The organism is Ralstonia mannitolilytica (assembly GCF_000954135.1).
Lineage (GTDB): Bacteria > Pseudomonadota > Gammaproteobacteria > Burkholderiales > Burkholderiaceae > Ralstonia > Ralstonia mannitolilytica.
In genome coordinates this window covers 1,291,991-1,308,634 of record NZ_CP010800.1, presented here as the reverse complement: position 1 = coordinate 1,308,634, position 16,644 = coordinate 1,291,991, and the positions used below count along the sequence as shown (strand labels likewise).

Here is a 16,644-nt window from a genome sequence, read left to right as displayed (position 1 = left end):
CGAACCATGTCTATCACGAATAAGCAGAAGACTGCGATCGCAGCTCTAGTGGCTGCTGGCCTGATCGCCACCGGCACCGTTCTATTGTTGGGGCCCTCGACAGAGGGCAATGAGTCCGCTCGCGAGGCGGCCGAACACGCAGAATCTGCCGGTCACCAGGACCGCGAACACCACGGCGAGCCGTCGCAAGGCAAGCATGAAGACGCGGCAACACATGGCGACCAGGAGCACCATGACGCGCCGAAGAAGGGCCCACACGGCGGTAATGTCTACGCTGCAGGCGACGCTACCGTCGAGTTCGGCATGGCCGAGGACGGTGGGGAGCCGAAGCTGAAGCTGTGGGTGGTCCGAGACGGCAAGCCCCTGGTTGCCAATATCTCGGCCAGTGGCGCCATCAAGCGAGCGACCGGCGAATCGACGCCGATCGGCTTCAAGGCCACGAAAGACAGCCTGGAGAGCGAGGCCGCCATTGCCGAGCCCCACGTTTTTGACGCGACCGCGTCCGTCACGTTGCCGGGCGTTCAGAAACCGATGACGGTTGCCTTCTCCAAGGAGGAAGGCAAGATCGAATTGACAGTCGACCAGATCGCCAAAGCCGGCGTGGGTGTGGAAGTCGCAGGCGCCGCAGCAGTCCAATCGGGCGTGCAATTCCCGGGTGAAATCCGCTTCAATGAAGACCGTACGGCGCATGTGGTACCGCGTCTTGCGGGGGTCGTCGAGCGTGTCCCCGCCAATATCGGCGAGCAAGTCAAGAGCGGACAGGTGCTGGCGGTCATTGCGAGCACCGCACTGTCCGAGCAACGCAGCGAGCTGCTTGCGGCCCAGAAGCGCTTGAGCCTGGCTCAAACGACCTACGCGCGCGAGAAGCGCCTGTGGGAAGAGAAGATCTCCGCGGAGCAGGACTACCTGCAGGCCCAGACCGCACTGCAGGAGGCGCAAATCGCCGTGCTGAACGCGCAGCAAAAGCTGGTTGCGATCGGGGCCGCGCCGGCCACGACGGCCCTGAACCGATTCGAACTGCGTGCACCATTCGACGGCATGGTGGTGGAGAAGCATCTGGCAATCGGTGAAGCTGTCAAGGAGGATGCGAACGTCTTCACGATTTCCGACCTGTCCTCCGTGTGGGCGGAGTTCGTTGTGGCGGCCAAGGATCTGGGCAATGTGCGCGTCGGTCAGCAGGTCACGATTAGTTCGACCGCCTTCGACAGCAAGGCGACCGGCACGGTGTCCTATGTCGGCTCGCTGCTGGGCGAACAGACACGTACGGCAAAGGCGCGCGTCACGCTGGCGAACCCCGGCATGGCTTGGCGCCCCGGCCTGTTCGTGACAGTGCAGGTCTTGTGGCCAGCCGTTCAAGTCCCTGTTGCAGTCAGGGCGGATGCGATCCAGGAGGTCAATGGCAAGCCGGCAGTGTTCGTTGCGGTGCCGGGCGGTTTCGTCGCCCAGCCGGTCACGACCGGGCGCTCCGCGAGCAAGGTGGTAGAAATCACAGAAGGCCTGAGCGCCGGCGCGCGCTATGCCGCCGCGAACAGCTTCGTCCTGAAAGCCGAACTCGGCAAGGCAAGCGCCGAGCATGAGCACTGACACGGAGACGGGCATGTTCGAACGCATCATCCGGTTTGCCATTGAGCAACGTTGGCTCGTCATCCTCGCCGTGCTCGGCATGGCGGCGCTCGGCGTCTACAACTACGGGAAGCTTTCTATCGACGCGGTGCCTGACATTACCAACGTCCAGGTGCAGATCAATACAGCGGCGCCTGGGTATTCTCCGCTGGAGACCGAGCAGCGGATTACCTACCCCATCGAGACCGTGATGGCCGGCTTGCCGGGGCTCGAGCAGACGCGCTCGCTGTCCCGGTACGGCCTGTCCCAGGTGACAGTGATCTTCAAGGACGGCACGGACATCTATTTCGCTCGCCAACTGGTGAACCAGCGGATCCAGGAGGCCAAGGAACGGCTGCCCGGCGGGGTCACACCCGCCATGGGTCCAATCTCCACGGGGCTGGGGGAAATCTACCTGTGGACCGTCGAAGCGGAAGACGGCGCTCGCAAGCCCGACGGGGCAGCCTACACGCCCACCGATCTGCGGGAAATTCAGGATTGGGTGGTCAAGCCGCAACTGCGCAACGTGACCGGCGTGACCGAAATCAATTCGATTGGTGGTTACGCCAAGGAGTACTTGGTTGCGCCCAGCCTGGAACGGCTGGCTTCCTACGGGCTGACGCTCACGGATCTGGTGAGCGCACTCGACAAGAACAACAGCAATGTCGGCGCCGGCTACATCGAGCGCCGCGGCGAGCAGTACCTCGTACGCGCCCCTGGACAGGTCAAATCGCTCGACGATATACGCGACGTCATCGTGGGCACGGCGCAAGGGCAGCCCATTCGCATCCGCGACGTCGCCGATGTTGACATCGGACGGGAGCTGCGCACCGGTGCCGCCACGGAGAACGGCAAGGAGGTCGTGCTGGGTACAGTGTTCATGCTGATCGGCGAGAACAGTCGGGCGGTATCCCAGGCCGTCGACAAGAAAATGGCGGAGATCAATCGTACGCTCCCCGCCGGCGTCAAGGCCGTGACCGTGTATGACCGGACCGTGCTGGTCGACAAGGCGATTGCTACGGTCAAGAAGAATCTGCTCGAAGGCGCGACTCTCGTTATCGCCATTCTTTTCCTGTTCCTGGGCAACATCCGCGCCGCTGTCATCACGGCGATGGTCATCCCGCTGGCGATGCTGTTCACGTTCACCGGCATGGTCAGCTACAAGATCAGTGCGAATCTGATGAGTCTGGGGGCGCTGGATTTCGGCATCATCATTGATGGCGCGGTGGTGATCGTCGAGAACTGCGTGCGTCGCCTGGCGCACGCGCAGGAGCACCACAAGCGAGAGCTGACCCGCAGCGAGCGTTTCCACGAGGTGTTTGCGGCCGCGCGGGAAGCGCGGCGACCGCTGCTCTTCGGCCAGCTCATCATCATGATCGTGTACCTGCCGATCTTTGCCCTGACTGGCGTGGAGGGCAAGATGTTCCACCCCATGGCGTTCACGGTGGTACTGGCGTTGCTTGCTGCCATGGTGCTGTCCATGACGTTCGTGCCGGCGGCGGTCGCCCTGTTTATCGGGCGCAAGGTGGCGGAGAAGGAAAACCGGCTGATGGAGTGGGCCAAGCATCGCTATCAGCCGATGCTCGAAGCGTCCCTGGCCAACACGCCCGTCGTACTGACTTTCGCGTGCATTGCGATCGTCTTCTGCCTGGCCGTGGCGTCCCGGTTGGGAAGCGAGTTCGTGCCGAATTTGAACGAGGGCGACATCGCGATCCAGTCGCTGCGCATTCCCGGGACGAGCCTGTCTCAATCGCTGGAGATGCAAAAGCAGGTCGAGTCGACGCTCAAGGCCAAGTTCCCCGAGATCGAGCGCATCTTCGCCCGTACCGGGACGGCGGAAATCGCCTCCGACCCAATGCCGCCCAACATCTCGGACGGCTACATCATGCTCAAGCCGCAGGCGCAGTGGCCCAAGCCAAAGAAGACAAGAGAGGAGCTGCTCAGTGCGATTCAGGCGGAAGCTGAGAAGATTCCTGGCAACAACTACGAGTTCTCGCAGCCGATCCAGCTGCGCTTCAACGAGTTGATCTCCGGCGTTCGCTCCGATGTGGCGATCAAGATTTTCGGCGACGACAACGATGTGCTCAATGAAACAGCCGGCAAGGTTGCGGCGGTATTGCAAGGCATACAGGGTGCTACGGAAGTCAAGATCGAACAGACCACTGGGCTTCCCATGCTGTCGGTCAACATCGATCGCCAAAAGGCGGCCCGGTATGGATTGAACATGAGCGATGTGCAGGACGCGGTTGCGATTGCGATCGGCGGGAAGGAGGCAGGCACGTTCTTCCAGGGCGACCGACGGTTCGACATTCTGGTGCGCCTGCCCGATGCCGTGCGGGGTGACTTGGAGGCACTGCGCCGCTTGCCGGTGCCACTGCCCAAAAACGGTGCCGGCGAGTCGAAGACGACCTATATCCCCTTGAGTGAAGTGGCCTCGCTCGACTTGGCCCCCGGGCCAAATCAGGTGTCGCGCGAGAATGGCAAGCGCCGCATCGTCATCAGCGCCAACGTGCGAGGCCGGGACATTGGGTCGTTCGTGCCGGAGGCCGAGGCCGCAATTGAGCGGCAGGTCAAGATTCCCACGGGGTACTGGATAACCTGGGGCGGTACGTTCGAGCAATTGCAGTCCGCAACGACGCGGCTGCAGATCGTGGTGCCGGTTGCGCTGCTGCTCGTGTTTGTCCTGCTCTTTGCGATGTTCAACAACGTGAAAGACGGGCTTCTCGTGTTCACCGGCATTCCGTTTGCGTTGACCGGCGGTATTCTCGCTTTGTGGTTGCGAGGCATACCGCTCTCCATTTCGGCAGCGGTCGGCTTTATCGCGCTCTCCGGTGTCGCAGTGCTCAACGGCCTGGTGATGCTGTCGTTCATCCGATCGCTGCGCGAAGAAGGCCAATCGCTCGATACCGCGATCCGCACCGGGGCCCTTACGCGCTTGCGGCCTGTGTTGATGACGGCGCTGGTCGCCTCGCTTGGCTTTGTCCCCATGGCCATTGCGACGGGAACGGGAGCCGAGGTGCAACGACCGCTGGCCACCGTGGTCATTGGGGGGATTCTGTCATCGACGGCACTGACTCTGCTGGTATTGCCGGTCCTCTATCGCCTGGCACACCGCAAAGACGAAGCCGAGGAGACGGAGCGTGCGGGCGAGATGGCACCGCGGACTGCCTAACGGAGATGGAGTCGCCGGCGCGGACCTCGATGGTCCGCGCCTCTTACATAAGGAGCTTTCGCCATGGGCGCAGGACATGACCACAGCCATGCAACCGGGAACGAGCGTGCATTGAAGATCGCGCTCGCGCTGACCAGCACTTTTCTGGTCGCCGAGTTGGTCGGCGGCATCTTGACCAAGAGCTTGGCGCTGATCTCCGATGCCGCGCATATGTTCACGGATGCCGCAGCACTGGCCATCGCGCTCGCAGCGATTCAGATCGGCAAGCGGCCGGCGGACAAGCAGCGGACGTTCGGGTACTACCGTTTTGAAATTCTGGCGGCGGCTTTCAATGCGCTATTGCTGTTTGGGGTAGCGCTGTACATCCTCTACGAGGCGTATCAGCGCTTGCGCGCGCCTGCCGAAGTGCAATCGTCGGGCATGCTGGTGATCGCCACCATCGGCCTCGCTGTCAACATCGTCAGCATGCGAGTTCTTGCAGGCGGCCGGGAACAGAGCCTCAACATCAAGGGGGCCTACCTGGAAGTCTGGAGCGATCTGCTAGGCTCGATCGGCGTCATTTTTGCTGCGATCGTCATCCGGTTCACCGGTTGGGCCTGGGTCGATTCGGCTATCGCCGTGCTGATTGGACTCTGGGTGCTGCCTCGCACCTGGATCCTGCTCAAATCCAGCATCAACATTCTGCTTGAAGGCGTGCCGGAGGATATCGACCTGCCATCCGTGGAGCAGGCGCTGTTGACGATTCCCGGCGTTCGCAGCATGCACGACCTGCATGTGTGGTCTTTGACGAGCGGCAAGGCAAGCCTGACGGCGCACCTAGTCAACGATCCCGCCGTCAATCCCGAACGCGACATACTGCCGGTCGCCCGAGACAGGCTTGCCGAGCGCTTCGGCATCACGCATATCACCATCCAGTTCGAACTGCGGCCGTGCGCGCAGGCGGATACCGTGGCGCATTTCCTGCCCAGCGAGCCTATTGCTGCTGCGACGAGCGGCCAACCCGACGAACGCCACAGTCATCAAGGACACTCTCATTGAAAATACTGGTCATCGAGGACGAGGCTCGAACCGCGGAATACCTGCTCAAGGGCCTGACTGAATCCGGATTTGTTGTCGATATTGCCGCAAACGGCATGGACGGGGCGCATCTCGCCAGTGAGGTGCGGTACGACCTGATCCTGCTGGATGTCATGCTGCCGGGTGCGGACGGCTGGAGCGTGATCAAGATGATCCGACAGAAGAGCGATGTCCCGGTTCTGTTTCTGACGGCGCGGGATGACGTCGCCGATCGGGTACGTGGTTTCGAACTCGGCGCCGACGACTACTTGGTGAAGCCGTTCGCGTTTGCCGAGCTGCTCGCCAGAATTCGCCGCTGCCTGCGGCAAAGCAGCGGTCGCGAATCCGAGCATCTGAGCGTCGGCGATCTCGATATCGATGTCCTTGGCCGCAAAGTCGTACGCGCCGGCGTCAAGGTGGAGTTGACCAACCAGGAGTTCGTCCTGCTCCATCTGTTGGCTCGCCGTAGTGGGGAGGTGCTTTCCCGCACGTCCATCGCCTCGCACGTCTGGGACGTCAACTTCGATACCGACACGAACGTCGTGGACGTGGCGATACGCCGTCTTCGCGCCAAGCTCGATGAGCCGTTCGATACCAAACTGATCCATACCGTCCGAGGCATGGGTTATGTCCTTGATCCTCATCGCGGAAAATAAGACGTGGCGCGTTCACTGATCGGTCGGCTGACCTCGCTATTCTCAATCCTGGTCACGTTCGCGCTGGCCAGCATGGGGGCCTACGCTTACTACGCCCTGGATACTCAACTACGCTCGAGGGACGTAGAAATCATCGAGGCCAAGCTAACGCAGGTAAGCCACTTGGTACGAGACGCAGGCAGCCTTGAGCAGACCGAGAAATTCGAACACAGCTTGTTCGATCTGGTCAGGGGATACGATGGTTTGGCGTTGAGACTTCGAACACCGCAAGGCAGGCTCGTCTATCGAACGGCTGACGACCTGCGATCGGATTTCGATCTGGCGGCCACTAGGTCCGGAATTCATGACGACGGCACATGGATCATTGGGAAGCGTATCGTCGAGGCAAGTGATGGCGTACCGTTCGCCACGGTATCGGTGGCCAAGAGCGGGAACGATCGGCGCCAGGTGGTGACCCGGCTGGGCAATAGCATCGCCGTCGGCATTCTGGTGGGCGCGGTTCTCACCGCGCTTCTGGGCGCCTTGATCACCCGACGAGAACTCAGGCCAGCACGGACATTGATTCAGCAGGTGCACCGAATTAACGTCGAACGACTCAGCTATCGCGTCGACGCTCCCAGTGCGCCAACGGAAGTCCACGAAATTGGTGTCGCATTCAATGCCATGCTGGAGCGACTGGAGTCGGGCTACGAGCGGTTGTATTGTTTTTCCGCCGATCTCGCGCACGATTTGCGCACGCCATTGAACAACCTGATCGGCCACACCGAGGTGGCGCTCTCGCGTGAACGAGAAGCAGCCGACTACGTGACCCTGCTGGAGGACAACCTGGCGGAATATCAGCGCCTCTCGCGGTTGATTGACTCTATGCTCTTCCTGGCACGCGCCGACGCGGCGACGGTCGAACTGGATCGTGTGCCAATCGAGCTCAGCTCCGAGTTGTCCAAGCTGGCGAGTTACTTTGCCGTGCTGGGTGAAGACACGGGCGTGAAGATTGAGGTCTCGGCGTCCGGCAGCGTGAGTGCCGACCTGAGCATGTTCCGGCGCGCCGTGGGCAACCTGCTCTCGAACGCGGTCCGCCATGCTGACAATGGATCGATCGTGGGCTTGAACTGCGAGCGTGATGAAGACGCCGTTACAGTGCACGTATTGAATCAGGGTATCCCGATACCGGACGAGAATAGGGAACGCGTCTTTGATCGGTTCTATCGTGGCGACCAAGCGCGTTCCTACTCTGATCAGTCGACCGGTTTAGGGCTTGCCATCGTGCGATCCATCATGGAGTTGCATGCGGGCATTGCATCGGTCGCGACATTACCTGGCAACGTCACCCGGTTCTCGCTCCGGTTTCCGTTCGTCAATTAGCGAGCTTGTGCGCGTATAGCGATACTTGGCGTCTGGCATCGGACACTCATGCGAGCCGGCCCGACAGATGCCAGACCAGCGGAGATTGGCTGCCGGGGCACCACCATACGCTGCCCGTGAAAAGGTGAACGTTTTTGGGGTGTGGCGCTCTGCATCTCGCCCAGCGACGAACCACGGCTACGCAAGGTGAGTTTTCGCGTTGCAGGCCGCAACGTACTGTCGCCTTCCGCCGTGAGACAGCTGCGTGCGGCCAGCATTTCGAGAATCGCGCTTTTCTGGAGTTTCGTACCGAAGGTTTGGACTGAAGCCCCACGCGAGGATCCTCACACGTGATAATCCGCCATTATCACATGTGAGATTTCGACTCAAACCAATCACCTTGACGCGTCAATTAGGTACGTATATACATGGTACGTACCACAGTATCAAATTCTAACGCCATGGCCCGTGCCGGACTCAGTCGTCTTGACATTAAGCGTGCTCGCGATTCGCTGCTCGCCAAGGGACAACACCCCTCGATTGATGCGATACGTATCGCGCTGGGTAACACCGGCTCGAAGACGACGATCCACCGCTACCTGAAGGAACTGGAAGAAGAGGAAGGCGCGGCGCTCAAGCGGGCCGGCACCACCTCCGACGCCATCCTGGATCTGGTGGGCAGATTGGCGGCGCGCCTGCACGAAGAGGCGCAGGCGGTGGTCGACCAGCAGGTCACGGCCGCCACGGCACAGCGCCAGCAAGTCCGGGCAGAGGCCGACAAGCTGTCCGCAGATCTCGTCGCGCTTCGCGCCGAACTGGCGCAGGCTCATGCCACCATTGCCAAGGAGCGGGCCGCGCACAGCGACACGCAAGCGGCGCTACAGCAGCGCACCATCGAGGCGGAGCGCTCTGCGCAGCAGGTTCAGGACCTCACGGCCCGGCTGGCCGAACATGAAGGCTTCCGACGCTCACTGGAGGAAAAGCTGCAGCACGCCCACCAGGCGCTGGACCACTTCCGCAATGCTAGCAAGGAGCAGCGGGATCAGAACGCGCGCCGGCACGAGCAGCAGGTCCAGCAACTGCAGGCGGAAATCCGGCAGGCCAACCAGGCGCTGATCGTCAAGCAGGGAGAAATCACGCAGTTGAACAGGGATGGCGCGAGGCTGGTCGCCGAAGCCGGGGCCACAACGAAGCGTGCCCGCGAACTGGAAGCACGCGGCGAGCAAACACTGGCGGCGCTGAACCAAGCGCACGCCGACCACACGCGGGCGGAGACGGAACGGGATGTGTTGCGCGCGACGGTGCAGGTCCAGGCCGATGAGCTTGCGGCCTCGCGTGCGGAACGTGAGCAGACGGCGACGGAGTTGGCCAAGCTGGCAGCACGGCTCGAAGCCCAGCAGACGCTACTGGCTGACTACCGGGCGCAGCTCGGAGTAGCGGCGCCGGCGGCATGAAACCGCCAGATTCTGCATCAAAAGGACGACTGCCGCGAAATTGCTGAATTTCCAAGTCACTGATCTAAAAAGGAAATTCAGACGAAACCGCCAGATTTTGCGCGAAAAGGACGACTACCCCGAACGGTGCGCGTGTCAAGGCAGACCACCACCTCCGCAGAGCTGTTGCGCGCCGAACACGCGCCGGGATTTCTCTGTGCATTCCGAAACGCATTGCATAGACTCCCCTTTCAGGCCGTCTCCTCACCTTGTTTGAAAGGCAATGCATCATGTGTCGCTGGCTGGCGTATTCGGGCAACCCCATTCAGATGGAGACGGTGCTGTTCCGGCCCCGGCACTCACTGATCGATCAGAGCCTGCGGGCGCGCCTTGGCGGCGAGATCACCACCAACGGTGACGGCTTCGGCATCGGCTGGTATGGCCGCCATTCCGAGGTGCCGTTCCGCTATCGCTGCCTGCATCCCGCCTGGAACGACACGAACCTGCGTGAAGCCGCCCGCGCGATCCGCTCCCCGATGTTCATCGCGCACGTGCGTGCCGCCACCGATACGCCCGCGCAGGAAACCAACTGCCACCCGTTCCGCTACGGCAGATGGCTCTTCGCGCACAATGGGCTGATCCGCGAATATCCGATGCTGCGGCGCGCGCTGATGATGGAAGTCGCGCCGGAACTGTTTCGCTGGATCGAGGGCTCGACCGATTCGGAGATCATGTTCTTCCTCGCGCTGACCTTCGGCCTGGACCGCGACCCGCGTGGCGCGCTGGAGCAGATGGTCGGCCTGATCGAAGACATCGGCCATCGCCACGGCGTGGAATACCCGCTGAACATGACCGTGTGCGCCACGGACGGCACCCAGATCGTCGCCGCACGCTACTCCAGTGAGCGGGAATCGCGCTCGCTCTTCCACAGCACCTCGTTCAAGCACCTGCACGAGCTCTATCCCGAAGGAACAGCCATCGACGAGGCGGGCGAGGATGCGTTTCTCGTGCTGTCCGAACCGCTGATCGACCTGCCCCACGCCTGGGCCGAGATTCCGGAGGAAACTATCGTCATCGCGAAGGACGGGGTTGTGCAGCACCACCGGTTTGTCCCCCGGCGGCCGGGGCCAGACTTTGCCCTGCCGGCCAACCAGGCGTCTTACGGGCGAGCGGCCAGCTGACGCACCTGAGGAAAGTGGTCACAGCACCACTTCTGCCTCGCTGCCTTCCTCCGCCTTCCACTGAAAGCTCCTGACAAAACGCTGTCAGGAGCCCTGCGCTACCCTCCCCGCCCGGGATTCGTTTCACGCACGAAGCGGATCTCAAGAATCCGTTACAGTTTACGGCTCGAATTCTGATTGCCAGGGCGGCGCGACCGTGTCTGTGCGCTGGCAATTTCCCCTACCTCCAAGGAACACCCTCCATGTCCTCCGGTGTCATTCGCCTGCGCGGAGCCCGTCAGCACAATCTCAAGAACCTCGATCTGGACCTGCGCACGGGCGAGATGACCGTTGTCACCGGCCCGTCCGGCTCCGGCAAGTCCAGCCTGGTGTTCGACACCTTGTACGCGGAAGGCCAGCGCCGCTACGTCGAGACCTTCAGCGCCTACGCGCGCCAGTTCCTTGACCGCATGGACCGGCCGCAGGTCGAGCACGTGGAAGGCGTGCCGCCCGCCATCGCCATCGACCAGACCAACCCGGTGCGCAGCTCGCGATCGACGGTCGGCACGATGACGGAGCTGAACGATCACCTCAAGCTGCTGTTTGCCCGCGCGGCGCAATTGTTCGATCGGGAAACCGCGCTGCCCGTGCGGCACGACACGCCGGAAACCATCTATGACGAGCTGCTGGCACGCACGCGCGAGGCTGATCCGCGCCTGGTCGTGACGTTCCCGGTGGAGCTGCCGGCCAACACGAGCGCCGAGGAGATCGCGCAGTGGCTGTCGGTCAGCGGCTATACGCGCGTGCAGGCCGAGCGCGTGAGCGGCGAACGCAAACTGCTCGACGTGGTCGCAGACCGCTTCCGGCTGCAAGGCACCGAACGCGCCCGCGCACTGGAGGCGATCGAGTCGTCGCTCAAGCGCGGCGGCGGCCGGGTCAACGTCTACGTATTGCCCGCCGACGATGCCGCCGAGCCCGAGATCTGGCGCTTTTCGACCGGCCTGCACTGCCCGGAGAGCGACCTGCGCTACGCCGATCCGCAACCCGCCCTCTTCTCGTTCAACTCTGCGTATGGCGCGTGCGATGCCTGCCGCGGTTTCGGTCGCGTGATCGGCGTGGACCTCGGCCTCGTCATCCCGGACGAGCGCAAGACGCTGCGCGAAGGCGCCATCAAGCCGATGCAGACCCCGGCGTGGAAGGAGTGCCAGGACGATCTGATGCGCTATTCGGCGGCGGCCGGCATTCCGCGCGACACGCCCTGGGCTGAACTCACGCAGGCGCAGAAGGATTGGGTCATCCATGGCGACCCCACGTTCAAGCGCGGCGGATGGAACAAGCAGTGGTACGGCGTGCGCCGGTTCTTCGATTACCTGGAATCGAAGGCGTACAAGATGCACATCCGCGTGCTGCTCTCAAAGTACCGCAGCTACACGACCTGCGAAACCTGCGGCGGTGCACGACTGAAAACCGAATCGATGCAATGGCGCCTCGGCACCAAGGAAAACGCCGACGCCGTGCTGGCGCCCGAACACCGCTTCATGCCGCGCGGCGTGGCCTGGAGCCGCGCCCAGCTCGAAGCCTTGCCCGGCTTGACCGTGCACGACCTGATGCTGCTGCCGATCGAGCGCATCCGCCGTTTCTTCGATGAACTGACGCTGCCGTCCACGCTGCTCGACGACGCGCTCAAGCTGCTGCTGGACGAGGTGCGCACGCGCCTGGCCTATCTGTGCGACGTCGGCATCGGTTACCTGACGCTCGACCGGCAGAGCCGCACGCTGTCGGGCGGCGAAGTGCAGCGCATCAACCTGACCACCGCGCTGGGCACGTCGCTCGTCAACACGCTGTTCGTGCTGGACGAACCCAGCATCGGCCTGCACCCGCGCGATCTCGATCGCATTGTCGAAGCCATGCAGCGCCTGCGCGATGCCGGCAACACGCTGGTAGTGGTAGAGCATGATCCATCCGTGATGCTCGCGGCCGACCGCCTGATCGACATGGGCCCCGGCCCCGGCGAGCGCGGCGGCACGATCGTCTTCGACGGCACACCGGCGGCCATTCGGCAGGCCGACACGCTCACCGGCGCGTATCTGTCGGGCAAGCGGCGCGTGGCCGAAGCGACGGACTGGCAAGCGCGTCCCGTTAACGATGCCACGCCGCGCTTGGTACTCGAAGGCGCGTCGGAACACAACCTGCGCGATGTCACGGTCGAGATTCCGCTGCAGCGCCTGGTGTGCGTGACCGGCGTGTCCGGCTCGGGCAAGTCGACGTTGATTCAGGACGTGCTGCACCCCGCGCTGGCGCGGCACTTTGGCAAGGCAACGGAGTCGCCGGGCGCATTCCGTGCGCTGCGTGGCGCGGACCAGATCTGCGATGTGGTCTTCGTCGACCAATCGCCAATCGGCAAGACCGCGCGGTCGAACCCCGCCAGCTACGTTGGCGCCTTCGATGAAATCCGCAAGCTGTTCGCCAAGGCGCCGATGGCGCTGCAGCGCGGCTACACGGCCGGCACGTTCAGCTTCAACTCGGGCGACGGCCGTTGCCCGACGTGCGGCGGTTCGGGCTTCGAACATGTCGAGATGCAGTTCCTGTCCGACATCTACCTGCGCTGCCCCGATTGCGACGGCACGCGCTATCGCGCCGAGATCCTCGAGGTGAAAATCGCGCGCGCCGGCCGTGCATTGTCCGTGGCCGATGTGCTCGAGCTGACGGTGAGCGAAGCCGCCACCGTCTTCGCCGATGACGCTGATGTGCTGCGCGTGCTGCAGCCCATCGTCGATGTGGGCCTGGAATACGTGAAGCTCGGCCAGCCTGTGCCGACGCTCTCGGGCGGCGAGGCGCAGCGCCTGAAGCTGGCGGGCTTCCTCGCCGAAGCCGCGCAAGCGGCCCAGGCGGCCGCACGCAAGCGCGTCAAACCCGATGCGCCTGCCAATGCCGGCCGGCTCTTCATGTTTGACGAACCGACCACCGGGCTGCACTTCGACGACATCGCCAAGCTGATGCGCGCGTTCGGCAAACTGCTCGACGCCGGGCATTCGCTGATCGTGATCGAGCACAACCTCGACGTGGTGCGTGCGGCGGATTGGATCATCGACCTCGGCCCCGAAGGCGGCGATGCCGGTGGCCTGCTCGTGTGCGCCGGCACCCCCGCTGCGGTCAAGGCGTGCGCCGCTTCGCACACCGGTGCGGCGCTCAAGCAATACGAGGCCAGCATCGGCAAGCCCGAGGCCACCGAAGGCGTGCCGCTGCAAACGGCACTGGCCGACCGCCGCGCCAAGCGCACAGCGCTGGCGGAAGTCCAGGGCGAGAACGTCGTGCGCATCGTCCACGCGCACGAGCACAACCTCAAGGGCCTGAACGTCGATATTCCGCACGGCAAGTTCAACGTGGTGACGGGCGTGTCGGGTTCGGGCAAGTCGACGCTGGCGTTCGACATCCTCTTCCACGAGGGGCAGCGTCGCTATCTTGAATCGCTCAACGCGTATGCGCGTTCCATCGTGCAGCCAGCGGGGCGGCCGGAAGTCGATGCCGTCTACGGCATTCCGCCCACCGTGGCCATCGAGCAGCGCCTGTCGCGCGGCGGCCGCAAGAGCACGGTGGCGACCACGTCCGAGGTGTGGCACTTCCTGCGCCTGCTGTATGTGAAGCTGGGCGTGCAGCACTGCATCCACGACGGCACGCCGGTGTCGGCGCAAAGCCCGGAGGCGATCTTCGCGCAACTCATGCGGGATCATCGCGGCCAGCACATCGGCCTGCTTGCGCCGCTGGTCGTGAACCGCAAGGGCGTCTATACCGACCTGGCCAAGTGGGCCAAGGCGCGCGGCTATACGCATCTGCGCGTCGATGGCGAGTTCCTCACCGTCGACCCGTGGCCGCGCCTGGACCGCTTCCGCGAGCACACGCTGGAACTGCCCGTCGGCGACATCGTTGTCGCCCCGGAAAACGAAGCCGCGCTGCGTGCCTTGATGGAACAGGCGCTGGAATACGGCAAGGGCATCATGCACGTGCTCGCGCCGCTCGACGGCCTGCAGCACGCCATGCACAACGGCGACACGGCGCATGTCGGCAGCGTCAAGGTGTTCTCGACCAAACGCGCCTGCGCGACGTGCGGCACCAGCTACCCCGAGCTGGATCCGCGCATGTTCTCGTACAACAGCAAGCACGGCTGGTGCGCGAGCTGCGTCGGCACGGGGTTGGCGTTGACGCGCGAGCAGCGTGCCGCGTTTGACGATACGGTGCTCGGCGGCGACGACCGCGGCCGCGAGCAGACACTGCCCTCGGAGGAAGTCGATCCGGAAGGCATGACGGACCTGCCCTGCCCCGACTGCCACGGCACACGCCTGAACCCGACGGCGCGCGCGGTGACCTTTGCCGACAAGCCCATCGTCGACATTGCGCAGTGGACGGTCAGCCAGACCCGCCGCTGGGTCGAGGGCTTGGACCTGACCGGCCGCGACGCCGACATCGCCCGCGACGTGGTGGCCGAGATTCACAGCCGTCTGTCGTTCCTGGAGGAAGTCGGCCTGGGCTACCTGAGCCTGGATCGTGCCGCGCCGAGCCTGTCGGGCGGCGAAGCCCAGCGTATCCGTCTGGCGGCGCAACTCGGCAGCAATCTGCAGGGCGTCTGCTACGTGCTGGATGAGCCGACCATCGGCCTACATCCGCGCGACAACCAGATCCTGTTGGACGCGTTGCGCAAGCTGGGCGACAAGGGCAACACGCTGGTGGTGGTCGAGCACGATGAAGACACCATCCGCCGCGCCGACCACATCATCGATATCGGCCCGGGTGCCGGCAAGCGCGGCGGCACGCTCGTCGCGCAAGGCGGCGTGGCAGACCTTGCAGCGCAGCCGGATTCGCTCACGGGCCGATTCCTGTCGCAGCCGATCGAGCACCCGCTGCAGCCGCGCCGCCAGGTGATTGCGCCGCGTGCCGGCAAGCAAGCCGTGCCGGAGCAATGGCTGACGGTGCACGGCGCCAAGCTGCACAACCTGCGCAACGTGACCGCAACGATGCCGCTGTCGCGTCTGGTGGCGATTACGGGGGTGTCAGGCTCGGGCAAATCGACGCTGGCGCGCGATGTGTTGATGACAAACCTGCTCGATGCGGTCGGCCGTTCGGTGCTGTCTTCGCCGGCAACCCGCCGCGCACGCAAGGCCGCGCAGGCTGAGACGCCTGAGGCGAAGATGCCGCGCAAGCTCGACGTCAAACACGACTGGCATGGCTGCGACAGCGTCACCGGCTGGGAAACCATCGACCGCGTGCTGGAAGTCGACCAGACGCCGATCGGCAAGACGCCGCGCTCGTGCCCCGCCACGTACATCGGCGTGTGGGACACCATCCGCAAGCTCTTTGCCGACACGCTGGAGGCCCGCGCACGCGGCTACACCGCCTCGCGCTTCTCGTTCAACACCGGCGACGGCCGCTGCCCCGCCTGTGAAGGCCAGGGCGTGCGCACCATCGCCATGAGCTTCCTGCCCGACGTGAAAGTCGCATGCGACGTGTGCCACGGCCAGCGCTTCAACCCCGAGACGCTGGCCGTCACCTGGCGCGGCAAGAACATCGGCGAAGTGTTGACCATGGAGATCGACGAGGCGGTCGAATTCTTTGGTGCGATGAACAGCATCGCCCACCCGCTGCAACTCATGAAGGACGTGGGCCTTGGCTACCTGACGCTGGGCCAGCCGTCGCCCACGCTATCCGGCGGCGAAGCACAGCGCATCAAGCTCGTCACGGAACTTGCCAAGGTGCGCGACGACATCACACGCCGCGGCCAGAAGGCCCCGCACACGCTGTACGTGCTGGACGAGCCGACCGTGGGCCTGCACATGGCCGACGTGGCCAAGCTGATCCGCGTGCTGCATCGGCTGGCGGACGGCGGCCACAGCGTGATCGTGATCGAGCACGACCTCGACGTGATTGCCGAGGCGGACTGGATTCTCGATCTCGGCCCGGAAGGCGGCGACGGAGGCGGCACGATCGTCGCGGCTTGCGGGCCGGAGGCGCTCACGCGGGTGAAAGCCAGCCATACCGGTGCGGCACTGGTGCCGGTGCTGGCGCGTGGCAAGCAGGTCGATCCGAGCAAGGAAGGCGCGACGGTCTAGCCTGGCGCGCGGCGGTGTCCACCTTGGGGGCCATCGGCCCTGCCCAGCGCTTCGTGTGGGGCAGCCCTGCCTTCCGCTGAAAGCAGAGTCGCCCTGTTTTTAGGTGGACAGGGCTTTTCAGTT

General features: G+C 63.8%; 8 protein-coding genes. All 8 read left to right on the top strand.

Annotated features, from left to right (window positions below):
* The first annotated feature begins 6 nt into the window (after window positions 1-6).
* The 8 genes from TK49_RS22335 (at window position 7) to uvrA (ending at window position 16,521) form a co-directional block, all read left to right on the top strand.
* A complete protein-coding gene (locus TK49_RS22335) occupies window positions 7-1,584 on the top strand; it encodes an efflux RND transporter periplasmic adaptor subunit (RefSeq protein ID WP_045220143.1) in 1,578 nt (525 codons plus the stop codon).
* Window positions 1,585-1,597: 13 nt separating this feature from the next.
* Window positions 1,598-4,774 (top strand): CusA/CzcA family heavy metal efflux RND transporter, encoded by a 3,177-nt coding sequence (locus TK49_RS22330; protein ID WP_045220142.1) that lies wholly within the window; start codon window positions 1,598-1,600, stop codon window positions 4,772-4,774.
* 63 nt (window positions 4,775-4,837) lie between these two features.
* The gene (locus TK49_RS22325) at window positions 4,838-5,812 is read left to right on the top strand and encodes a cation diffusion facilitator family transporter (protein ID WP_045220140.1); all 975 of its coding nucleotides are present in this window, start codon (window positions 4,838-4,840) and stop codon (window positions 5,810-5,812) included.
* Window positions 5,809-6,486, top strand: coding sequence for a heavy metal response regulator transcription factor (locus tag TK49_RS22320; RefSeq protein ID WP_045220137.1), 678 nt, complete (start codon window positions 5,809-5,811; stop codon window positions 6,484-6,486). Before TK49_RS22325 ends, TK49_RS22320 begins: the two co-directional genes overlap by 4 nt.
* A gap of 3 nt (window positions 6,487-6,489) precedes the next feature.
* Window positions 6,490-7,848, top strand: coding sequence for a heavy metal sensor histidine kinase (locus TK49_RS22315; protein WP_045220135.1), 1,359 nt, complete (start codon window positions 6,490-6,492; stop codon window positions 7,846-7,848).
* A gap of 440 nt (window positions 7,849-8,288) precedes the next feature.
* Window positions 8,289-9,281, top strand: a complete 993-nt coding sequence (locus TK49_RS22310; protein WP_024979379.1) for a DNA-binding protein — start codon at window positions 8,289-8,291, stop codon at window positions 9,279-9,281.
* Between the two features lie 269 nt (window positions 9,282-9,550).
* Window positions 9,551-10,441: a class II glutamine amidotransferase gene (locus TK49_RS22305; protein ID WP_045220132.1), complete on the top strand. Its 891-nt coding sequence runs from the start codon at window positions 9,551-9,553 to the stop codon at window positions 10,439-10,441.
* Window positions 10,442-10,683: 242 nt separating this feature from the next.
* Window positions 10,684-16,521: an excinuclease ABC subunit UvrA gene (uvrA, locus tag TK49_RS22300; RefSeq protein ID WP_045220129.1), complete on the top strand. Its 5,838-nt coding sequence runs from the start codon at window positions 10,684-10,686 to the stop codon at window positions 16,519-16,521.
* Window positions 16,522-16,644 lie beyond the last annotated feature (123 nt).

Bases quoted from the DNA above. Each gene is read 5' to 3' on its own strand.
- TK49_RS22330 (WP_045220142.1), top strand. From the start codon at position 1,598: ATGTTCGAACGCATCATCCGGTTTGCCATTGAGCAACGTTGGCTCGTC.
- TK49_RS22310 (WP_024979379.1), top strand. From the start codon at position 8,289: ATGGCCCGTGCCGGACTCAGTCGTCTTGACATTAAGCGTGCTCGCGAT.
- uvrA (WP_045220129.1), top strand. From the start codon at position 10,684: ATGTCCTCCGGTGTCATTCGCCTGCGCGGAGCCCGTCAGCACAATCTC.
- TK49_RS22305 (WP_045220132.1), top strand. From the start codon at position 9,551: ATGTGTCGCTGGCTGGCGTATTCGGGCAACCCCATTCAGATGGAGACG.
- TK49_RS22335 (WP_045220143.1), top strand. From the start codon at position 7: ATGTCTATCACGAATAAGCAGAAGACTGCGATCGCAGCTCTAGTGGCT.
- TK49_RS22325 (WP_045220140.1), top strand. From the start codon at position 4,838: ATGGGCGCAGGACATGACCACAGCCATGCAACCGGGAACGAGCGTGCA.